Here is a 19588-nt window from a genome sequence, read left to right on the forward strand (position 1 = left end):
CCGGGACAAGGGGCGGGGTTCACGGGATGCGGTCTGTCCGCTGGAAGATCATCGCGGCCGGGCTGGTCCTCGGCGTGGCCGGCGTCGGCGTCTGGCAGTTGCTGCCCGAGGGCGGCGGGAGCCGCGGTGCCATCCGCGTCGGGACCAGTGACGTGGTGTCCTCCCTCGACCCCGCCGGGGCGTACGACGCGGGCTCCTGGGCCCTGTTCAGCAACGTCTACCAATCGCTGCTGACCGTCAAGCCCGGTTCCGACGCCCCCGTGCCGGACGCCGCCGCCTCCTGCGGGTTCGTCGGCCAGAAGCTCACCACGTACCAGTGCGAGCTGCGCCCCGACGTGACGTTCGCCGGGGGGCGCGCGATCACCGCAGAGGACGTCAAGCACTCCTTCGACCGCATCAAGGCGATCAACTCCGACCAGGGGCCGGCCCCGCTCCTCAACACCCTGGAGTCGGTCAGGGCCGAAGGCCGCACGGTCACCTTCAACCTGTCCGCCGGTGACGCCACCTTCCCCTTCAAGATCGCGACGGGTGCCGGCTCGATCGTCGACAAGGACAGGTACCCGGCGAAGTCCCTGCGCGAGGACGGCAAGGCCGACGGCTCCGGCCCGTACACGCTGAGCGCGTACAAGGCCGGTACGAGCGCCGAGCTCAAGCCCAACGCCTCGTACAAGGGACAGGGCAAGCCCGCCCGCGCGGCGGTCACCGTCAGGTACTTCAAGGACTCCCAGCAGCTCGACCAGGCCTGGAAGGGCCGCCAGATCGAGGTCGCCCACCGGGAGATGCCCCCGGAGGTGCTCGCCGGCCTCAACCCGGGCATGAAGGACACCCGCTACCAGGCCTCCGGCGGCAGCGAGATCCGTTCCGTCGTCTTCAACGTCCGCCCCGGCTCCGCCGCCGCCCCGCTCGCCGTCCGCCAGGCCGTCGCCGCCGTCCTGGACCGCGCCAAGGTCGCCGGCGACGTCTACCGGGGCACCGTCACCCCGCTGTACTCCCTGGTCCCGGCGGGCGTCGCCGGCCACAGCACGCCGTTCTTCGACACCTATCCCGCGCCCAACGGGGCCACCGCCAAGAAGCTCTTCAAGGAGGCCGGGATCAACGGTCCCGTGCAGCTCAGGCTCGGTGTGAACGTGCGCGGCGCGAACATGCCCGAGGCCGAGGAGATCAAGCGGCAGCTTGAGGACACCGGGCTGTTCCGGGTGACGCTCAAGCCGGTCGAGGAGTGGAACGACTTCCAGAAGGCTTACGCGGCGGGCGAGTTCGACGCCTACACGATCGGGTGGATCGCGGACTTCCCGGACGCGGACAACTTCATCGCCCCGCTCGTCGGCGCCGGCTCCTCCATGAACAACGGCTTCTCCGACAAGCGCGTCGACGAGCTGATCACCCGTACCCAGTCCCACTCGGAGCGCTCCGACGCGGCCGCCGACTTCAGGGAGCTGCAGAAGGCGGTCGCCCAGCAGGCCCCGATGGTGCCGATCTGGCAGAAGAAGGACTACGTGATGTCCCGCGAGGCCGTCACCGGTGGTCAGTACCTGTCCGACGGCACCGGTGTCTGGCGTCTGTGGGAGCTCAACTGGCTCTAGGCCTCCGGGCCCCCGGGCCTCAGGCCTTCCCGGCCCCGTCCGGCTCCGGGTGCGGGTCGGACGCCTTGCGCCGGCCCGCCGCCGTCTGGGCCATGCCCGGCAGGAAGTCCGCGAACAGCTCGTGGACCTCGCGCACCAGCGGCCGCAGCACGCGGAAGCGGGCCAGCACGATGCCCCGCGTGGTGAGCTGCGCGCCGCGCTCGGCGAGCCGGCGCGACTTCTCGCTGTTCGGGGAGCGGTCGAAGACCCAGTAGAGGACCAGGCCCATCTGCGAGAGCCACATCAGCTCCGGCAGCACGTCGGCCAGTTCGGCCGGCACCTTGGTCTTCGCACCCGCCAGCACCTCGCGGTGGATGTCGATCGCGGCCTTGCGCGCCGGTTCCGACTCCGGTGAGAAGGGGCTGAGGGGGCTCTCGGGGTCCGCCGCGTTCTTGAAGAACTGCGAGGCGAACTCGTGGTACGGGGCGCCGATGTCCAGCCAGCTCGTCAGCACGCCCGCGAGCCGCTTCTGCAGATCGGTCTCGTTGTCCAGGATGGGCCGGACCGCCGCCTGGTGGGCGGCGCTGATCCGGTCGTAGAAGCCCTGGACCAGGTGTTCCTTCGACTCGAAGTAGTAGTAGGCGTTGCCGACCGAGACACCGGCTTCCTTCGCGATGCCCCGCATGGTCGTCTTGTCGAAGCCGCGCTCCTGGAAGAGGCGGAGCGCGGTTTCGAGGATGAGCGTGCGGGTCTGCTCGCTCTTGGGGGCCTTCTGTTCAGTCACGGTGCACGAGCCTATCGGGGGACGGAGCACGCGTCGTCACAGGCCGGTCCCTCGACGGCCTCGGGCGACCCTTCGGTGCGCACGGCCTGTCGCCACGCGGAGGCCGTGAACATCGCGGCCCGGGCGAACGGGCGGCCGGCCGGCGTCGCCAGCCAGTTCGCCTTCGGCCGGTGTTCGGCCAGGGCCCACAGGCAGACGATGAAGGCGTCGGTCCCGGTCCACACCTGTCCGGAGTTCCCGACGACGGTGATCTCGCGGAGCGTCGAGGCGTGGTCGAGCCGGGGGAACCGCCGCCGCGCCTCCCAGGACGCGGCGGGGACCAGGGTGATCGGCAGGAGCAGCCGCTGCGCCAGCAGCCAGTGCCGGATGTGCCCGCAGAGCGGGCAGTCGGCGTCGTAGAGGACGGTCAGGTGCCGCACGGCCCCGGTGTGTGCCATGGCTCAGGCCCCGACCGGCGCGGTCCACCCCTGCGGGGGGACGGGCGGGGTCTGCTGGCGCTCCATGATCCCGCGGCGGCGCATCCGGTTCAGTGCCCACACGTTGCCGAGGTGCATGACGCCCAGGACCAGCAGGACGACGCCGAGCTTGACCGAGAGCGCCTCGAAGAGGGCGCGGGCGGTGTCGACCTCCTCGGTCGAGCGGAGGTAGAGGGTCACGAAGCCGATGTTGACGAGGTAGAACCCGACCACGAGGAGCTGGTTGACGGCGTCGGCGAGCTTCTCGTTGCCGTGGAGGACGTCCCCGATGAAGACGCGGCCGTTGCGGCTGAGCGTGCGGGCCACCCAGACCGTGAGGCCGATGCTGATGAGCAGGTAGATGACGTACGTGACCACGGTGAGGTCCATTGCCCCAGCCCCTTTGAACGTGTTCAAATGCTCTGACGTCGATGACTCTAGAGCCTTTTTTGAACAAGTTCAAGCGAACGGCCGCGTGCGCCCGCCGCCCCGGAAAACGCATGCGGGCCCCGGCCGAACGGCCGGGGCCCGCATGCGTCGTACCGGGGGCTCACATGCTGAGCGCCCGCGCGTGGCCCAGCTGCGACATCACCCAGTGGAAGGTGTTCGCGTCCACCGCCGGGATCATCGTGGAGTGGTGACGGCCGCCGCTGGTCACCGTGACCTGGATGTAGCCGGTGGTGGTCTTCTCCTTCATCAGGAGGAAGAGCAGGCCGAGCAGGCAGAAGAGGAAGAAGACGATCGCCAGCACGATCGCGTGGGGCGGGATCTTCTCCTCGGTGCGCGAGAAGTCGGTCGCGTTCCACATCGCGCCCCTCAGCGGCATCGTGCCCGACGGGGTGATGATCTGGTCGCCGGCGACGGTGATGTCGCCGAGGGCGAAGCCGGCGCCGCCGGCCGGGGCCGCGGAGTACCCGGCGGGCGACGGCATGCCCGCGCCGCCGATGGTCGGCTGGTAGGCCGGCGCCGCCGGGTACGGCTGGGGGTATCCGTAACTGGCCTCGCCGGGGCCCCATTTGTAGTCGTCCTGACCGGGTGCGCCGGGCTGGCCGCCCTGACCGGCGGGGTCGCTCGCGTACGGGTTCGGCTGCTGCTCACTCATGCGGCCGATCCTTCCACAGGCACCCCCGCCCTGTACCCCGGGTCCCGCGGCCCGGGTTCCCCGCTCAGAGGGAGGCGGCCAGCAGACGTTCGATGTGCCTACGCAGCAACTCCCCGTCCCTGCGCGCCGGGAGGAGGGAGTGGACGACGGTCCGGCGACCGCCCTCGGTGGCGGACACCCCTCTGGCCGAGGCGCCCATGGAGCCGGTCTTGCCCCACACGACGGTGCCGTCCGCCTCGGCGCGCATCAGCCCGCCCCTGCTGAAACGGTCCCTGGCGCCCTCCGAGAGCGGGGGCATCGTGCACAGCTGCCGCTGCTGGGCGGGCCTGAGCAGGTGGCCGCGCATCACGTTCGTCATGAACCCCTCCAGGTCGGGGGCGTGGGGGAACATGCCGCCCTCCGCCCCAGGCCCACGGCTCGATCTCCCGGGCGTCCGCCAGTGCCGGCCCGGGGACGGCCCCGGGCCGGGATCCGCGGCCCGGGCCGTCCCCGGCGGCCGCACGGGCTGGGCCGAGGCCGGCAGGGCGCCGGCGGCGAGCGCCGCCACGACGGCGCCCGGAGGGGACCGGGGTGGTCCAACGGGCTGTGCGTGCGGAGGGGTTCGCGGAGTTCGTCATGCCCGCCAGTCTGTGCCGCGGAAGATCCACCGGCCATGGGGGGAGCCCCGCACCCGGCCCAGACGCATCCCCGAGGCCGTCCGGGGCCGTTGTCAGTGCCCGCCCCTACGGTTCGGGCATGGGAATGGTGACCTTCGTCGACGAGACGACCGCCGGAGGCCGTGGCGACGGCTGGGGACTCGAGATCGCCGAGGAGCGGCTCGCGTTGCGCGAGCTGATCCGGCGCAGGGTGTTCCAGGAGGTCGCGGAGTACCACGCGAAGCGGCCCGAGGTGTTCCAGGCGCTGGTGCAGCCGGAGGGCGCCGAGCGCACCCTCAACGGGTACGCGCTGCGGACGCCGCGCCGCATCGACCCGGAGAAGCAGACCGAGCTGGCGCTGCGGGCCTTCGAACGCAACGGCTTCCTGGTCCTGGTGGGGGACCGCCAGATCACCGGGCTGGACGAGGAGGTATCCCTCCCGCTCGGCGTCGAGGTCACCTTCCTCAAGCTCGTCGCGCTGGTGGGCGGCTGACGATGGACGACGTCAAGATCAAGGTCATGGCGGACCGGCTGGTCCGCAGGGTGGCCGACTCCTCCCTCCACCACCCGTCGGTCACGGCGCGGCTCGCCGAGATGCAGGAGCTGGCGCCCGAGGACCGCCGCCGCGTGGTCGAGGCGTTCGCCGACCGCCACCGGCACGGGGGCGACACCCATCCGGTCCGCGTCAGGCTGCTCACCCTGACCGCGCTGGTCGGACACGGCCTGGACGACCTGCCGCTGGCCGAAGAGCGGGCCGCACAGCTCGAAGTCCTGGGCCGCGCCCATTCCTTCTGGTACGTCGACCGCTGCGAGTCCCTGGTGAGGGCCGAGGCCGCCGCCGGCCGCGCGATCTCCCCCGCCGTCATCGCGACCGTCCGGCGCACCGCCGTGAGCACCTACAGCGACCAGGAACTCGTCCGGTTCGCCGCGGGCTTCGCCGAACCCGTGCTCAACGTCGGCGAGGCGTGGGCGGAGCGGGCCATGGAGGACGGGCGGCTGCGTGAACTGCTCGCCCACGCACTGACCGCCCGGGCCGCCAAGCCCTCCGCCGCCTGGCAGAAGCGCTGCCTGGCGCTCGTGGAGGACCTCGGCGCGGAGGCCGTGCGCGAGGCCCTGCTGCCGCTGCTCGCCCTCGTGGGACGGCCCCGCACCATCGAGCTGGAGCGGGCCGCGCACGAGCCGGAGGTCAACGCCGCCTTCGACCCCTACAACGCCAACGCCCTGCGCGGCCTGGTCTGGACGCTGTCCCTGCTCCCGGTGCACCCCGGCACGGCACGCGCCCTGGGTGCGCTGGTGGAGACCTCGCTGCGCAAGGCCGCCGGGATGGGCCCCCGCAACCCCAAGGTCGCCAACGCCGCGGTGGGAGCCCTGGCCCGGGCCGACGGGGAGGCGGCCCTCGCCGAGCTGGCCCGGCTGGGCACCCGGGTCACGTACAAGGGCACCCTCAAGCTCATCGATGCGGCGCTTCAGGCGCGGGCCGGCGCGCTCGGGCTGAGCCGTGAGGAGATCGAGGAGCTGGCCGTCCCCGCGTACGGGCTCACGGAGGTCGGGAAGGCCTCTTTCGGCTTCGGGGAGGCCGCCGCGGAGCTCCGGGTGTCCGGGAACCGGGCCGCCCTGCTGTGGCGCAACGCCGCCGGGAAGCAGGTCAAGACCGTACCCTCCACCGTGCGGCGGGACCATCCCGAGGAGCTCAGGGAGCTCAAGGGCCTGGTCAAGGACATGGAGAAGTCCCTGTCGGCGCAGGCGGAGCGGCTGGACCGGCAGTTCCTCGCCCGCCGCCGCTGGGCGTACGGGCAGTGGCGCGCGCGGTACCTCGACCACCCGCTGGTCGGCACCCTGGCCCGGCGGCTGATCTGGACCGTGGACGGGACGCCCGTCTGCTTCGCCGACGGGGCACTGCGCACCCTCGCGGGCGCCACCGTCACCGAGGGCGCCGCCGTCGAGCTGTGGCACCCCGTCGGCCGGGAGCCCGCCGAGGTGCTGGCCTGGCGGGAGTGGCTGGAGCGGCACACCGTGACCCAGCCCTTCAAGCAGGCCCACCGCGAGGTGTACCTGCTGACCGACGCCGAACGCAGGACGCGGACGTACTCCAACCGGTTCGCCGCGCACGTCCTGCGCCAGCACCAGTTCAACTCGCTGACCTCGGCGCGCGGATGGCACAACAGGCTCCGCCTGTGCGTCGACGACTCCGTCCCGCCCGCCACCCGTGAGCTGCCCCAGTGGGGGCTGCGGGCCGAGTACTGGATCGAGGGCGAGGGGCACGAGTACGGGATCGACACCACCGACTCGGGGACCTACCTGCGGCTGCGCACCGACCAGGTGCGGTTCTACCCGATCGACGCCCCGCAGAACTGGGCGAGCACGTACGGCGGCGGGTATGCGATGGGGCCCGCGGAGGGCCGGCGCCGCAGGGTCGCCCCGCTGCCGCTCACGCAGATACCCGAGCTGGTGCTGAGCGAGGTCCTGCGCGACGTGGACCTGTTCGTGGGCGTGGCCAGCATCGGCAACGACCCGTCCTGGTCCGACGGCGGGCCCGGGGGCCGCTTCCGGGACTACTGGACCTCGTACGGCTTCGGCGAACTGGGCCAGAGCGCGGAGACCCGGCGGGCGCTGCTGGAGCGGCTGGTGCCGCGCCTGGCCGTCGCGGACCGCTGCACGGTGGAGGGCCGCTTCCTCCACGTCCGCGGCGAGCTGCACACGTACAAGATCCACCTCGGCTCGGGGAACATCCTGATGTCGCCGAACGACCAGTACCTGTGCATCGTGCCCGGCGGCGCGGGCGCGGCCGGCGCCGACCCCGGCTACCTGCCCTTCGAGGGGGACCGGACGCTGGCCGTCATCCTCTCCAAGGCGATGCTCCTCGCGAAGGACACGGAGATCACCGACCCGACGATCACCAGCCAGCTGAACCGCCGGTGACGCACGAGGGCCCCGCCCCCGGGGTGAACCGGGGACGGGGCCCTCGTGCAGGCAGGGACCGGGAGGTCAGAAGCGGCGCGTGATCAGCGCACGCTTGACTTCCTGGATCGCCTTGGTGACCTCGATGCCGCGCGGGCACGCGTCGGTGCAGTTGAAGGTCGTGCGGCAGCGCCACACGCCGTCCTTGTCGTTCAGGATCTCCAGCCGCTGCTCGCCGGCCTCGTCACGCGAGTCGAAGATGAAGCGGTGCGCGTTGACGATCGCCGCCGGGCCGAAGTACTGGCCGTCGTTCCAGAACACCGGGCACGAGGACGTGCACGCGGCGCACAGGATGCACTTGGTGGTGTCGTCGAAGCGCTCGCGGTCCTCGGCGGACTGCAGGCGCTCGCGCGTCGGCTCGTTGCCCTTGGTGACCAGGAACGGCATGACGTCCCGGTACGCCTGGAAGAAGGGCTCCATGTCGACCACGAGGTCCTTCATCACCGTGAGGCCCTTGATGGCCTCGACGGTGATCGGCTTCTCGGGGTTGATGTCCTTGATCAGCGTCTTGCAGGCGAGCCTGTTCTTGCCGTTGATCCGCATCGCGTCCGAGCCGCAGATGCCGTGCGCGCACGAGCGGCGGAAGGTGAGCGTGCCGTCCAGGTCCCACTTGATCTTGTGGAGACCGTCGAGCACGCGCTCCTTCGGGTCGATCTCGATCTGGAAGTCCTGCCACTGCGACTCGTCCGAGATCTCGGGGTTGAAGCGGCGGATCCGGAAGGTGACCGTGATGTACGGGGAGGCCGCAGCCGCCTCTTCCATCTTGTCCAGGGTGGGGGTAGCCATCAGTACTTACGCTCCATCGGCTGGTAGCGGGTCGTGACGACCGGCTTGTAGTCGAGCCGGACCGAGTCCGAGCCGTCGGCTCCGACCTCGCGGTACGCCATGGTGTGGCGCATGAAGTTGACGTCGTCGCGGTTGGGGTAGTCCTCGCGGTAGTGACCACCGCGGGACTCCTTGCGCGCCAGGGCGGACACGGCCATGACCTCGGCCAGGTCGAGCAGGTTGCCCAGCTCGATGGCCTCCAGCAGGTCCGTGTTGAAGCGCTTGCCCTTGTCCTGGACGGACACGTTCTTGTAGCGCTCGCGCAGCTCCGCGATCTTCTCGACCGCGGTCTTGATGGTCTGCTCCGTGCGGAACACCATCACGTTCGCGTCCATCGTCTCCTGGAGCTCCAGGCGCAGCTCGGCGACCCGCTCCTTGCCCGTGGAGTTGCGCAGGCGCTCGACGAGGTCCGACACCTGCTGCGCCGGGTTCTCGGGGAGCTCGACGAAGTCGTTCTCCTGCGAGTACTTGGCCGCGGCGATGCCGGAGCGCTTGCCGAAGACGTTGATGTCCAGCAGCGAGTTGGTGCCCAGGCGGTTCGCGCCGTGCACCGACACGCAGGCGACCTCGCCGGCCGCGTACAGGCCCGGGACGACGGTGGTGTTGTCCGCCAGGACCTCACCCTCGACGTTGGTCGGGATGCCGCCCATGGCGTAGTGCGCGGTGGGCTGGATCGGGATCGGGTCCGTGTACGGCTCGATGCCCAGGTAGGTGCGCGCGAACTCGGTGATGTCCGGGAGCTTCGCGTCGAGCTGCTCCGGCGGCAGGTGGGTGAGGTCCAGGTACACGTGGTCACCGGCCGGACCGCAGCCGCGGCCCTCACGGATCTCGGTGTAGATGGAGCGCGAGACGACGTCACGGGACGCGAGGTCCTTCATGACCGGCGCGTACTTCTCCATGAAGCGCTCGCCGTCCTTGTTGCGGAGGATGCCGCCCTCACCGCGGGCGCCCTCCGTCAGCAGGATGCCCATGCGCCAGATGCCCGTCGGGTGGAACTGGAAGAACTCCATGTCCTCCAGCGGCAGGCCGCGGCGGTAGCAGGCCGCCTGGCCGTCACCCGTGAGGGTGTGCGCGTTGGAGGTCACCTTGAAGAACTTGCCGGTGCCGCCGGAGGCGTAGATGACGGCCTTGGCCTGGAACACGTGGATCTCGCCGGTGGCGAGCTCGTACGCGACCACACCGGCCGACTTCTTGACGCCGTCCTCCTCGACCAGGAGCTGGTCCAGGACGTAGAACTCGTTGAAGAACTCCACGCCCTCCTTGACGCAGTTCTGGTACAGCGTCTGGAGGATCATGTGACCGGTGCGGTCCGCGGCGTAGCAGGACCGGCGGACCGGCGCCTCACCGTGGTTGCGGGAGTGACCGCCGAATCGGCGCTGGTCGATGGTGCCGTCCGGGGTGCGGTTGAACGGCAGGCCCATCTTCTCCAGGTCGAGGACCGCGTCGATGGCCTCCTTCGCCAGGATCTCGGCGGCGTCCTGGTCGACCAGGTAGTCACCGCCCTTGACCGTGTCGAAGGTGTGCCACTCCCAGTTGTCCTCCTCCACGTTCGCCAGCGCGGCGGCCATGCCGCCCTGCGCCGCGCCCGTGTGGGAGCGGGTGGGGTAGAGCTTCGTCAGCACCGCGGTGCGGCTGCGCTTCGTCGACTCGATGGCGGCGCGCATGCCCGCGCCACCGGCGCCGACGATGACGGTGTCGTACTTGTGGATCTTCATTGGTTTCGCCTCAGCCCCGTTGCCTAGCGGATGTTCGGGTCGAAGGTGAAGATCACCAGCGTGCCCAGAAGGATGGTGAACACCGTGGCGGTGTAGAGCAGGCCCTTCAGCCACAGCCGCGTGTTGGCACGCTCCGCGTAGTCGTTGATGACGGTACGCAGGCCGTTGGCGCCGTGCAGCATGGCCAGCCACAGCATCAGCAGGTCCCAGACCTGCCAGAACGGGGACGCCCAGCGGCCGGCCACGAAGGCGAAGCCGATCTTGGAGACGCCGCCGTCGAGCACCAGCTGGATCAGCAGGTGGCCGATGACGAGGACGACGAGCACGATGCCCGAGAGGCGCATGAAGAGCCACGCGACCATCTCGAAGTTGCCGCGCGTCGAGCGGGGCGTCTTGCCCGTGCGCTTGCGCGGGGCCTCGATGTACGGCGCGGGGTTGTCGACGTCGTAGAGGGAAACGCCCTCCACGTCGCCGATGACCTTGGCGGAAGAAGTGTCAGAGGACATGCGCGTCACTTCCCGAACAGTTCGAGGTAGGCGTGGCCGAGCACGGGGTAGAGGGCCCCGACCATCAGCACGACCCAGATGCCCACGACCCACCAGAGCATCGTCTTCTGGTGGCGCGGGCCCTTGGACCAGAAGTCCACGGCGATGACACGGAGACCGTTGAGCGCGTGGAACAGGATGGCGGCGACGAGGCCGTACTCCAGCAGCGCGACGATCGGAGTCTTATAGGTGGCCACGACATCGTCGTACGCCTCGGGAGAGACGCGGACGAGAGCGGTGTCGAGGACGTGTACGAACAGGAAGAAGAAGATGAGGACGCCGGTGACTCGATGAGCCACCCAGGACCACATTCCTTCCCGGCCGCGGTACAACGTTCCAGCCGGCACGGAAAACCCTCCGGAAGCGGGGCGGGGGCCAGCCGGCTTCTTTGTCGGTCGGGCCCGGCCGGGTACGGTCCACCGGCCCCGGACATCGTAGCGACGACTTGTCGGTTCCCTCGCCCGGGGTCCGGCTGTGTGATCAAACAGGCACGTACGGGCTATCCCACAGGGGCGAATAGCCCGATTTCAGCCATAGATGCCCCCTCGGAGCGGGCCAGCCAGCGCGTCAGATCCAGCAGCCGGGACTGCGCGACACGCCGCAGCTCGTCCGCGGAGATCGAGCGTTCCTCGTCCACCTCGTGCCCCATCCGCCGCCGGATGGCCCCCAGGAGCTGGTCGGCCTGCTCCTCCTGCGGGTGGCCGTCCAGGCAGATCACGAAGCCGTGGCCGAACTTCCGTTCGTACTCCGCATGGGCCGCGTCGAGGGCCAGCAGCGCGGCGTACGGCGCCCCGTGGTCCAGCTCGGCCGAGTGCTCCGCCGCCAGCGCCTCGGTCAGGTCGGACTGCGACAGGTCGTACGAGGCCTCGTCCGCGGCGGCGAGCAGGGCGGCCGGGTCCGGGTAGGGGCGGTGCGCCGCCATCCGGTGCGCCCAGCGGCGGCTGCCGCAGCAGTGCAGGAGGACCGCCCGGGCGGCCTCGGGGGACAGCGTGTTGAACCGCGTCAGTCCGGGGCCGTGGGACGGGTCGGAGCAGCCGCGGGCCTGTGCCGGAAGATGGCTGGACAGCGGGGGGCTCCTCGGGGCGTGGCGCGGGTGTGCTGCAACGCTATCGACGCAGGGCAGGGTGTGTCGTACCCGTGCGGGGATTTCACCCGGAAGTGAGCCGAAAGGATGACGTGGGCGCGCCGGGCGGGCATGGTGGGATGCCCGAAAGGGGGAGGGCGACCGAGGCCGCCACCCCCCACAGGAGAGGCCCCGGCCGCCATCCGTCACGGGCTCGTGCGACAAGCCCGTACCCCTGTCAGCGCCGGGGGTGCGTTTTGTGTCACACCTCGCTCCGCGCAGGATTGGTTGCGCGTTGTATCACTCGTGGACGAGAGGTGCTTGAAAGCCGTAACGTGCTGATTTGCGCCACACGTACAGGACAGGTTGGGGACTTTGCTGGGGGACGACGCGGAGCTGACCGCCGCGGTGCTCGCGGCACAGGACGGCGACGAGAACGCGTTCCGTGCTGTGTACCGTGCTGTGCACCCACGCCTGCTCGGTTACGTACGCACGCTCGTCGGAGACGGCGATGCCGAGGACGTGACCTCGGAGGCCTGGTTGCAGATAGCCCGCGACCTCGACTCCTTCACCGGCGACGCCGACCGCTTCCGCGGCTGGGCCGCTCGCATCGCCCGGAACCGGGCCCTCGACCACATACGCATGCGCGGCCGCCGCCCCGCCATCGGCGGCGACGACACCGAGCTCACCGGCTGGGCCGCCGAGTGCGACACGGCCGGCGCGGCGATGGAGTCCCTCGACACCGGGCGCACCATGGCGCTCATAGCCCAGCTGCCCCAGGACCAGGCCGAGGCCGTCGTCCTGCGGGTCGTGGTCGGCCTGGACGCCAAGAGCGCGGCCGAGACCCTGGGCAAGCGGCCCGGCGCCGTACGCACCGCCGCGCACCGCGGTCTGAAGAAGCTGGCGGAACTGCTCGCCGCGCAGGGCGCGGACGGCGGCTTCGAGGCAGGTCAGGGCACCGGGTCCAAGGCGGGCGGCGCGGTCGGCCATAATGCCGGTGGCCATGCGTGGGACGGCGGGGGCGGGAGGGATCTCGACGCCGTACCCGCACAGCGTGGCAGGGGCGGCAGTTACGCAGAACAAACCGGTGTGACGCATTCACGTTGGCGGACGCAGAAGGACATGTGATGGCCGACGAGCGCGACAGGTGGCTGGACGAGGCCGCGGCGGAAGCATTCCTGCGCGGCGGACCGACGGAACCTGTGGGGCCCGCCGCCGACACGCGTGCCGCGACGGAGGCCGCCCGGCTGCGGGCCGCCCTGGACGCCCTGGCCGCGATGGCGGCTGCACCCCCGGGTACGGAACTGCCCGGTGAGGAGCCAGCGGTGGCGGCCTACCGAGCGGCGCGCGGCGCCGCGCGTCCCGCCACCGTGCCGTCCGCGGCCGACGCCTCCCCCGAACCCTTGGTCGCCCTCGGCCACGTCCTCTCCGCGCCCGCGCCCGCCCGTCGGCGCGCCCGGACCGTGAGCTTCGGTCTGGCCGCCGCCCTCGCGAGCGTCGCCGCGGGCGGTCTGGCCGCCGCGGCCGGCGTGGGGCTGCTGGACCGGGCCCGGCAGGACACCGCGGGACCCGGACCGGCGATGTCGGTCAGCGCCGGGGAGAGCCCGGTCCCGGACGTCGGCGGCAGCGCCCCGACCGTCATCCCCAAGCTGCTGCCCACCCCGCTGCCCGAAGGCTCGAACCCGGGGTTCGTCCCCGTCTCGCCGTCGCCCACCGCGGGCGGCCGGGCGACACCCGGCGCCGGAACGGTCCCCGACACCTTCCCGGGCAGCTCGGCGTCCGGCGGCTCGGGCCGGGGCACCAGGGACGACCAGAGCGGTCCCGGCGACCGGGAGGTCAGCCCGGACACCCTGGGCACCGGCGAGCTGGGCAGGGAGCGGCAGCGCGAGCAGGAGAGGCGGCTCAAGGTCGACCTCTGCGAGGAGTACCGCAAGGGCCGGCTCAACGACGACCGGCGCGAGCGGCTTTCACGGCTGGCCGACGGGCTCCTGCGGATCCCGGCCTTCTGCGCCTCGGTGCTGGAGGGGGACGCCGACGGCACCGAGCACCGCGACGCCCCCCTGGGCGGGACGCTCAGGGCACCGACCCTGTCGCCCGCGGTCCCGCAGGGCTCCACGCCCCTGCGCGCGGCCCGCTGAAACATGTGCTGACCTGCCTGTAACACTTTTCGAACCGGTGACGCAGTACTAATCGAGCCGACTGGTCATCGGCCGCGCATGAGCCGGGGTTCCCCCCGTACCCCTGGGCTCTGCGCAACCGGCGCGGGCGGGGCACGTTCCCCCGGCCCTGCCCGCGCCCTTTACTTCGACCCGTTCAACGGGACAGGCCGTCCCTTTCGCAGCCCGCCGGTCCGGCGGGCTGCGAAAGGGACGGCCTGATGCGTTCCACCGGCTCGCGGCGGCCTGCGTGGTCGGCTCCGTGGTCGGGGCCCGGCATCCGGGCCCCCGGCGTCACCCTCCGCGGGGTCACCAGTAGACGACGACCTTGTCGCCGACCTGCACGTCGTCGAAGAGCTTCGACAGCTTGCCCTTGTCGCGGACGTTCACGCAGCCGTGCGAGGCGCCGTTGTAGCCGCGGGCGGCGAAGTCCGCGGAGTAGTGCACGGCCTGGCCGCCGCTGAAGAACATCGCGTAGGGCATCGGCGTGTGGTAGATCGTCGACGTCCAGTCCTTGGCCTTCCAGCCCACGTTGAACACGCCCTCGCGGGTCGGGGTGTTCTCCGAGCCGAAGCGGACGTCCATCGTCGAGACGACCTTGCCGTCGATCATCCAGGCGAGGGTGCGGCTCTCCTTGCTGATGCACATGACGCGGCCCGTCATGCAGCGCGGGTCCGGCGCGGCGACCTCGTTGGTGGTCGGCGGGCGCAGCTCGTCGGCGGTGGGCTTCTTGCTGGAGCTCTGGATCTTCTTCCAGGTCTTGTCGTCGACCCCGCCGGTCGCGTCCAGGCCGTTCTTCGACTGGAAGGACTTCACCGCGGCCGTCGTCTTCGAGCCGTAGAAACCGGTCGGCGCGACCGTCATCAGCTTGAGCTGCTTCAGACGGGCCTGGAGCTCGCGGACCTGCTCGCTCTCGTCGCCGTTGGCCATGATCTGCTTCACCGAGGGCGAAGGCGAGGCCGACGGGGAGGCGGAGGCGGACGCCGAGGCCGACGGCGAGGGCTCGCCGGGCTTGTTGTCGGTGGACGGGGAGGCTTCGGGGGTGGCGCCCGCCGTGGGCGAGGACGGTGCCGCGGAGGAGGAGCCGGCGGACTCCGTCTTCTGCGGACCGCAGGCGGTCGCGGCGAGCGCGACGGCGGTGGCCACCCCGATCGTGCGGATTATGACTCTCTGGCGCTGCATTGCAGTCCCCCGGTTTCTACGTCGTGTATCTAGGTGATGCCTGGCGCGCGAGGAGAGTTGCACAGGGTTCCGGGATGTTGCGCCATTGTGACCAGCAACCGTCCACGGCCTTAAGAAGCGACGCGCGGGCACGGTTGTATCAGCCCCGGGCACGGTTGCTCTACGGAGGACTTCGTCACATGGCCAGCACGGAGAGCGGAATCCCGGTCGAACCGGTCTACGGACCGGGCGATCTGACGGAATGGGACCCAGAGGTCCAATTGGGTGCACCTGGGGACTTCCCCTACACCCGGGGGATTTATCCGACCATGTACACCGGTCGGCCCTGGACCATGCGGCAGTACGCCGGCTTCGGCACCGCCACCGAGTCCAACGCCCGCTACCGGCAGCTCATCGCGGGCGGCGGCACCGGGCTGTCCGTCGCCTTCGACCTGCCCACCCAGATGGGCCACGACTCCGACGCGCCCCTCGCCCACGGCGAGGTCGGCAAGGTCGGGGTGGCCGTCGACTCGCTCGACGACATGCGGACCCTGTTCGGCGGCATCCCCCTCGACCGCGTCTCCACCTCGATGACGATCAACGCGCCCGCCGCCCTCCTGCTGCTGCTCTACCAGCTGGTCGCGGAGGAACAGGGCATTCCGGGCGCGCAACTGACGGGGACGATCCAGAACGACGTCCTGAAGGAGTACATCGCCCGGGGGACGTACATCTTCCCGCCCGCGCCCTCGCTGCGGCTGACCGCCGACACCTTCCGCTACTGCCGGACCGAGATCCCCCGGTGGAACACCATCTCCATCTCCGGCTACCACATGGCCGAAGCCGGCGCCTCGCCCGCACAGGAGGTGGCCTTCACCCTCGCCGACGGCATCGCCTACGTCCGTACGGCCCTCGCGGCGGGGATGGCCGTCGACGAGTTCGCGCCGCGGCTCTCCTTCTTCTTCGTCGCCCGCACCACCCTGCTGGAGGAGGTCGCGAAGTTCCGCGCCGCCCGGCGGATCTGGGCCCGCGTCATGCGGGAGGAGTTCGGGGCGCGGGACCCCAGGTCGATGATGCTGCGCTTCCACACCCAGACCGCCGGCGTGCAGCTCACCGCGCAGCAGCCCGAGCTGAACCTCGTGCGCGTCGCCGTGCAGGCGCTGGCCGCGGTGCTGGGCGGCACCCAGTCGCTGCACACCAACTCCTTCGACGAGGCGATCGCGCTCCCGACGGAGAAGTCGGCCCGCCTCGCGCTGCGCACCCAGCAGGTCCTCGCGCACGAAACGGACGTACCGCACACCGTGGACCCCTTCGCCGGGTCGTACGCGGTGGAGCGGATGACGGACGAACTGGAGGCGGCGGCCCTGGGCCTGATGCGGCGCGTCGAGGAGCAGGGCGGAGCGGTGGCCGCCATCGAGGCCGGCTTCCAGAAGGCGGAGATCGAACGGAACGCCTACCGCATCGCGCGGGAGACCGACAGCGGCGAGCGGGTGGTGGTCGGGGTCAACCGCTTCGCGCTGGAGCGCGAGGAGCCGTACGAGCCGCTGCGCGTGGACCCGGCGATCGAGGAGCGGCAGTGCGCGGCGCTGGCACGGCTGCGGGCGGAGCGCGACGGGGCGGCGGTGACGGCGGCGCTCGCGGCCCTGCGGGAGGCGGCGGCGGGCACCGCGAACGTGCTGTACCCGATGAAGGAGGCGCTGCGCGCGCGGGCCACGGTGGGGGAGGTGTGCGGGGCGCTGCGGGAGGTGTGGGGGACGTACGAGCCCACCGGTTCCACATGGTGAAACACGGTGGAGCGTCAGGTGTGTCCTCATGGGACACTCCTGCACATGCTGGGTGTCATCGACCTGCCGACGTACCTCGCCGGCCTCGTTCTGATCATTCTCCTGCCGGGACCGAACTCGCTCTACGTGCTGTCCGTCGCCGCCCGCCGCGGTGTGCGAACGGGCTACAAGGCCGCCGCCGGGGTATTCACCGGCGACGCCGTGCTGATGGCGCTGACCGCCCTGGGTGCCGGGGCCCTGCTCCGGGCGAGCCCGCTGGTGTTCACCCTGGTGAAGTTCCTCGGCGCCGGGTACCTGGCCTGGCTCGCCGTGGGGATGATGCGGGGCGCCTGGGCGCTGTGGCGCACGCGCCGGGAACGGGACGAGGCGCGGGCCGATGCCCCCGCCGACCCCGCGGAGAACGAACGGCCCTACCGGCGGGCCCTGCTGATCAGCCTCCTCAACCCGAAGGCCATCCTCTTCCTGATGTCCTTCTTCGTGCAGTTCGTGTCAGAGTCCAACCCCATCGTGGGGTTCGTGACTCTGGGCCTACTCCTCCAGATGGCAAGCGTGTTGTACCTGTCTGCGCTCATCTTCGGCGGGACCCGCCTGGCTGCCGTGTTCCGTCGCCGGAGGACGCTCAGCGCGGGGGTCACCTCGGCCGCCGGGGTGCTCTTCATGGGGTTCGCCGCGAAGCTGTCTCTGGCAAGCGCGTAGGGGGCGGGCATGTCTCACCTTGACGACGCTGCGGCCCTGTTCGCCCGCCTGAGCCTCCAGGAGCAGCAAGAGGCACTGCGAGCCCTCGGCCTGCCCGAGAAGCCCCTGAAGGAGCCCCAGCACCCACCCAAGGTCACCCCGTTCTCTGCCCTTGTCAGTGCACCCAGTAGGCGGAGGCGGCAGCCCCTCACCGTGAAGGCCGTGAGCAGCCCTGAGACGCCCTGAGGCCCCAACCCTCTAGGCCCGGCCGTGGCGCCCCGCCGATCATCGATCCCCGGCGGCGCCGATTTCCTGTTCTGGAAACTCGAACCCCTTGTTCCTCCGAGTTGGGGACGCGAGCATCGGAGGCGACACCCGACGGCGAGGGGACAGGTTGTGAAGCTGACACGACTGGTAAGCACTTGCGATGACGGGGAGTGTCCCGCTCTGTTTCTGACGGATCGGGGAACGCTGGTTGTCCAGGGTGGCCGCGTGGCTGACCACGGGCGAGAGATTCCAGCTCACGAAACCATGGTGGAAATCCCTATGGAGCTGATCCGAAGGGCCATTCGTGACAACCTCATCTAAGACGCTGGGCGACTGGTTCAACGACTTCAGCCGGGAAGCATTCCGGCTGGAGACTTTGGACGATTACAGCAAGTCGGGTGGCGTCGACGCCTATCGCGCATTCCTGGCCGGCGAGCCCCAGCCGGAGGATTACAAAACCGCTGGATGGATGACTACGGTCGGGGATGCAGTCCGGGCAGGTAAGCGAATTTACCGCGTTCATATCCTCGCCCGTCCGCTGACGGACTATCTGCGATTCGAACTCTCCTGGGGATATCGCCGCAACATGGCGGCCGGGGAAGAGTTCTTCATCCTGGATACGACCGGCCAGGAAAACCCGATCCCGGACGCGCCGGACTTCTGGCTATTCGATGAGCGAGTCATCGGAGCCATGAACTATGACGGCCAGGGCAAATACCTGGGCGCCGACTTCCTCGGCGAAGAAGAGCTGCCCCGGTTCCTGACATATAGGGATACGGCCCTGGCTCGCGCCGTGCCATTCCCCGAATGGTGGGCGAAGTACGGAGAGTGAACAGAGCACAGCTAGGGACCGCGCTGCGGGCGCTTCGGCAGGCATCCGGGAAGGAAGCCAAGGCCGTCGCTCGCAGCGCGGTCATGTCTGCAAGCAAGCTCAGCAAGATTGAAACTGCCAAGGTTGCTCCGACCGTCGCAGACGTCGAGCGCATCCTTACAGCCCTCGGCGTTTCGGATGAGGTCAAGGCGGAATACCTGGAGGCTGTCAGAGCCGCAGCAACGGAAGCCACGGCATGGCGCCTTATCCGACGCATGGGATACAGCCGGAAACAGCAGCAGGTCCAAGCACTAGAAGCGCAAACGACTTTGCTGCGTCTGTTTCAGCCCTCGCTTGTGCCCGGCTTGCTTCAGACTCCCGAATATGTGCGGGCGGTTTTCGCCCGGAGGAACCTGGCAGAAGAGCAGCTAGAGCGCACCATCGGCGCGAGGCTGGCACGGCAAAGTGTCCTTTACTCGGAAGGGAAGACCTTCCGGTTCATCATCACGGAATCGGTACTCCGGTGGCGCATCCTCCCACGCTTGATGCTGGTCGGGCAGCTTGACCGTCTGATTTCCGTATCCCGATTCCCCAATGTGGATATCCGAATCGTCGCCTTGTCGGCCCTCCAGACGGATTTCCCGGGCCACTCGTTCTCCATCAAAGACGAGCGCACGGTGACGGTCGAGACAGTTCATGCGGAAACGGTGGTGACCGATCCTAGGGACATCGCCCTATACGTCTCCAAGTTCGAGGGATTCAGCGCAACCGCCGTTGCCGGTGACGACATGCGGGCGCTGATCGAAGCCATTCGAGACGAGCTTTTGCGCGAACAGGAAACCGGCTAGAACTCCACCTCTCGCCCGAACATCATTGGCTGTCGATTCCCGGAGACAGCGGCGAAGGGTGCGCAATGGCGAGCAAGACGGACGAGTGGGAGTACGTGACCTACGCGCCCCCCGGATCCAAGTGTTCGGCCTGCCTCGGGGCCGTTAAGCCTCTCGATCCTGTGCGCCGAGGAACCATCGAGCGTGCTTCCGGTCCGCCGGTCCTGGTGTACCGGCATTCGGGGGAATGCCCCACCCCGAAACCG

Annotated in this window: 21 protein-coding genes; 10 read left to right on the forward strand and 11 right to left on the reverse strand. The window is 70.1% G+C overall.

Going from position 1 to position 19588, the window contains the following annotated elements; all coding sequences use genetic code 11:
* The first annotated feature begins 26 nt into the window (after positions 1-26).
* Positions 27-1583: an ABC transporter substrate-binding protein gene (locus IH80_RS0115910; protein ID WP_030961058.1), complete on the forward strand. Its 1557-nt coding sequence runs from the start codon at positions 27-29 to the stop codon at positions 1581-1583.
* A 19-nt stretch (positions 1584-1602) separates the two neighbouring features.
* Here the strand turns inward: IH80_RS0115910 and IH80_RS0115915 are convergent, their stop codons facing one another.
* From IH80_RS0115915 to IH80_RS0115935, 5 genes are all read right to left on the reverse strand, one after another.
* On the reverse strand, positions 1603-2346 hold the full coding sequence (locus IH80_RS0115915; protein WP_030961059.1) for a TetR/AcrR family transcriptional regulator: 744 nt from the start codon (positions 2344-2346) through the stop codon (positions 1603-1605).
* A gap of 11 nt (positions 2347-2357) precedes the next feature.
* Entirely contained in the window at positions 2358-2783 is a 426-nt protein-coding gene (locus IH80_RS0115920; protein WP_030961061.1) for a thiol-disulfide oxidoreductase DCC family protein, read from the reverse strand.
* 3 nt (positions 2784-2786) lie between these two features.
* Entirely contained in the window at positions 2787-3191 is a 405-nt protein-coding gene (locus IH80_RS0115925; protein ID WP_030961063.1) for a hypothetical protein, read from the reverse strand.
* Positions 3192-3351: 160 nt separating this feature from the next.
* Positions 3352-3903, reverse strand: a complete 552-nt coding sequence (locus IH80_RS44745; RefSeq protein WP_030961064.1) for a hypothetical protein — start codon at positions 3901-3903, stop codon at positions 3352-3354.
* Between the two features lie 64 nt (positions 3904-3967).
* Positions 3968-4294: a hypothetical protein gene (locus IH80_RS0115935; RefSeq protein ID WP_030961065.1), complete on the reverse strand. Its 327-nt coding sequence runs from the start codon at positions 4292-4294 to the stop codon at positions 3968-3970.
* Between the two features lie 344 nt (positions 4295-4638).
* On the opposite strand from IH80_RS0115935, the gene IH80_RS0115940 reads away from it, so the two are divergent.
* Both IH80_RS0115940 and IH80_RS0115945 read left to right on the forward strand, forming a co-directional pair.
* The gene (locus IH80_RS0115940) at positions 4639-5031 is read left to right on the forward strand and encodes a hypothetical protein (RefSeq protein WP_030961067.1); all 393 of its coding nucleotides are present in this window, start codon (positions 4639-4641) and stop codon (positions 5029-5031) included.
* A 2-nt stretch (positions 5032-5033) separates the two neighbouring features.
* A complete protein-coding gene (locus IH80_RS0115945) occupies positions 5034-7457 on the forward strand; it encodes a DUF4132 domain-containing protein (RefSeq protein ID WP_063757296.1) in 2424 nt (807 codons plus the stop codon).
* 66 nt (positions 7458-7523) lie between these two features.
* Here IH80_RS0115945 and IH80_RS0115950 read toward each other — a convergent pair whose 3' ends face one another.
* From IH80_RS0115950 to IH80_RS0115970, 5 genes are all read right to left on the reverse strand, one after another.
* Positions 7524-8282 (reverse strand): succinate dehydrogenase iron-sulfur subunit, encoded by a 759-nt coding sequence (locus tag IH80_RS0115950; RefSeq protein ID WP_030663937.1) that lies wholly within the window; start codon positions 8280-8282, stop codon positions 7524-7526.
* The gene (gene sdhA, locus IH80_RS0115955) at positions 8282-10036 is read right to left on the reverse strand and encodes a succinate dehydrogenase flavoprotein subunit (protein ID WP_030961071.1); all 1755 of its coding nucleotides are present in this window, start codon (positions 10034-10036) and stop codon (positions 8282-8284) included. The genes IH80_RS0115950 and sdhA overlap by 1 nt, the downstream gene beginning before the upstream one ends.
* 23 nt (positions 10037-10059) lie before the next feature.
* Complete coding sequence (locus IH80_RS0115960) at positions 10060-10542, reverse strand: succinate dehydrogenase hydrophobic membrane anchor subunit (protein ID WP_030663932.1); 483 nt, start codon at positions 10540-10542, stop codon at positions 10060-10062.
* Between the two features lie 5 nt (positions 10543-10547).
* Positions 10548-10928, reverse strand: coding sequence for a succinate dehydrogenase, cytochrome b556 subunit (sdhC, locus tag IH80_RS0115965; protein ID WP_075970878.1), 381 nt, complete (start codon positions 10926-10928; stop codon positions 10548-10550).
* A 152-nt stretch (positions 10929-11080) separates the two neighbouring features.
* Positions 11081-11647, reverse strand: coding sequence for a 2-oxo-4-hydroxy-4-carboxy-5-ureidoimidazoline decarboxylase (locus IH80_RS0115970; RefSeq protein WP_107056832.1), 567 nt, complete (start codon positions 11645-11647; stop codon positions 11081-11083).
* Between the two features lie 372 nt (positions 11648-12019).
* On the opposite strand from IH80_RS0115970, the gene IH80_RS0115975 reads away from it, so the two are divergent.
* Together IH80_RS0115975 and IH80_RS0115980 are read left to right on the forward strand one after the other, a co-directional pair.
* A complete protein-coding gene (locus IH80_RS0115975) occupies positions 12020-12772 on the forward strand; it encodes an RNA polymerase sigma factor (protein WP_030961074.1) in 753 nt (250 codons plus the stop codon).
* Positions 12772-13782, forward strand: a complete 1011-nt coding sequence (locus IH80_RS0115980; RefSeq protein ID WP_030961076.1) for a hypothetical protein — start codon at positions 12772-12774, stop codon at positions 13780-13782. Before IH80_RS0115975 ends, IH80_RS0115980 begins: the two co-directional genes overlap by 1 nt.
* A 327-nt stretch (positions 13783-14109) precedes the next feature.
* On the opposite strand, the gene IH80_RS39390 is transcribed toward IH80_RS0115980, so the two are convergent.
* A complete protein-coding gene (locus tag IH80_RS39390) occupies positions 14110-14982 on the reverse strand; it encodes a L,D-transpeptidase family protein (protein ID WP_078906552.1) in 873 nt (290 codons plus the stop codon).
* 179 nt (positions 14983-15161) lie between these two features.
* Here IH80_RS39390 and IH80_RS0115995 point away from each other — a divergent pair, with 179 nt between their 5' ends.
* The 5 genes from IH80_RS0115995 to IH80_RS0116015 all read left to right on the forward strand — a co-directional run bounded on the left by IH80_RS0115995 (position 15162) and on the right by IH80_RS0116015 (position 19343).
* On the forward strand, positions 15162-16742 hold the full coding sequence (locus IH80_RS0115995) for an acyl-CoA mutase large subunit family protein (protein WP_030961080.1): 1581 nt from the start codon (positions 15162-15164) through the stop codon (positions 16740-16742).
* Between the two features lie 45 nt (positions 16743-16787).
* Positions 16788-17438, forward strand: coding sequence for a leucine efflux protein LeuE (gene leuE, locus IH80_RS0116000; protein WP_030961081.1), 651 nt, complete (start codon positions 16788-16790; stop codon positions 17436-17438).
* Between the two features lie 375 nt (positions 17439-17813).
* A complete protein-coding gene (locus tag IH80_RS46010; RefSeq protein ID WP_078906553.1) occupies positions 17814-18005 on the forward strand; it encodes a hypothetical protein in 192 nt (63 codons plus the stop codon).
* Positions 17989-18516, forward strand: coding sequence for a DUF6879 family protein (locus IH80_RS0116010; protein ID WP_030961084.1), 528 nt, complete (start codon positions 17989-17991; stop codon positions 18514-18516). The genes IH80_RS46010 and IH80_RS0116010 overlap by 17 nt, the downstream gene beginning before the upstream one ends.
* Complete coding sequence (locus tag IH80_RS0116015) at positions 18513-19343, forward strand: helix-turn-helix domain-containing protein (protein ID WP_037880107.1); 831 nt, start codon at positions 18513-18515, stop codon at positions 19341-19343. The genes IH80_RS0116010 and IH80_RS0116015 overlap by 4 nt, the downstream gene beginning before the upstream one ends.
* Positions 19344-19588: the final 245 nt, after the last annotated feature.

Origin of the sequence: Streptomyces sp. NRRL S-378 (assembly GCF_000720645.1) — a bacterium.
Lineage (GTDB): Bacteria > Actinomycetota > Actinomycetes > Streptomycetales > Streptomycetaceae > Streptomyces.

Bases quoted from the DNA above. Each gene is read 5' to 3' on its own strand.
- IH80_RS0115940 (WP_030961067.1), top strand. From the start codon at position 4,639: ATGGGAATGGTGACCTTCGTCGACGAGACGACCGCCGGAGGCCGTGGC.
- IH80_RS0115960 (WP_030663932.1), bottom strand. From the start codon at position 10,542: ATGTCCTCTGACACTTCTTCCGCCAAGGTCATCGGCGACGTGGAGGGC.
- leuE (WP_030961081.1), top strand. From the start codon at position 16,788: ATGCTGGGTGTCATCGACCTGCCGACGTACCTCGCCGGCCTCGTTCTG.
- IH80_RS0115980 (WP_030961076.1), top strand. From the start codon at position 12,772: ATGGCCGACGAGCGCGACAGGTGGCTGGACGAGGCCGCGGCGGAAGCA.
- IH80_RS39390 (WP_078906552.1), bottom strand. From the start codon at position 14,982: ATGCAGCGCCAGAGAGTCATAATCCGCACGATCGGGGTGGCCACCGCC.
- IH80_RS0115950 (WP_030663937.1), bottom strand. From the start codon at position 8,282: ATGGCTACCCCCACCCTGGACAAGATGGAAGAGGCGGCTGCGGCCTCC.
- IH80_RS0115935 (WP_030961065.1), bottom strand. From the start codon at position 4,294: ATGTTCCCCCACGCCCCCGACCTGGAGGGGTTCATGACGAACGTGATG.
- IH80_RS0115945 (WP_063757296.1), top strand. From the start codon at position 5,034: ATGGACGACGTCAAGATCAAGGTCATGGCGGACCGGCTGGTCCGCAGG.
- IH80_RS0115925 (WP_030961063.1), bottom strand. From the start codon at position 3,191: ATGGACCTCACCGTGGTCACGTACGTCATCTACCTGCTCATCAGCATC.
- sdhA (WP_030961071.1), bottom strand. From the start codon at position 10,036: ATGAAGATCCACAAGTACGACACCGTCATCGTCGGCGCCGGTGGCGCG.
- IH80_RS0115995 (WP_030961080.1), top strand. From the start codon at position 15,162: ATGGCCAGCACGGAGAGCGGAATCCCGGTCGAACCGGTCTACGGACCG.
- IH80_RS0115910 (WP_030961058.1), top strand. From the start codon at position 27: ATGCGGTCTGTCCGCTGGAAGATCATCGCGGCCGGGCTGGTCCTCGGC.
- IH80_RS0115920 (WP_030961061.1), bottom strand. From the start codon at position 2,783: ATGGCACACACCGGGGCCGTGCGGCACCTGACCGTCCTCTACGACGCC.
- IH80_RS44745 (WP_030961064.1), bottom strand. From the start codon at position 3,903: ATGAGTGAGCAGCAGCCGAACCCGTACGCGAGCGACCCCGCCGGTCAG.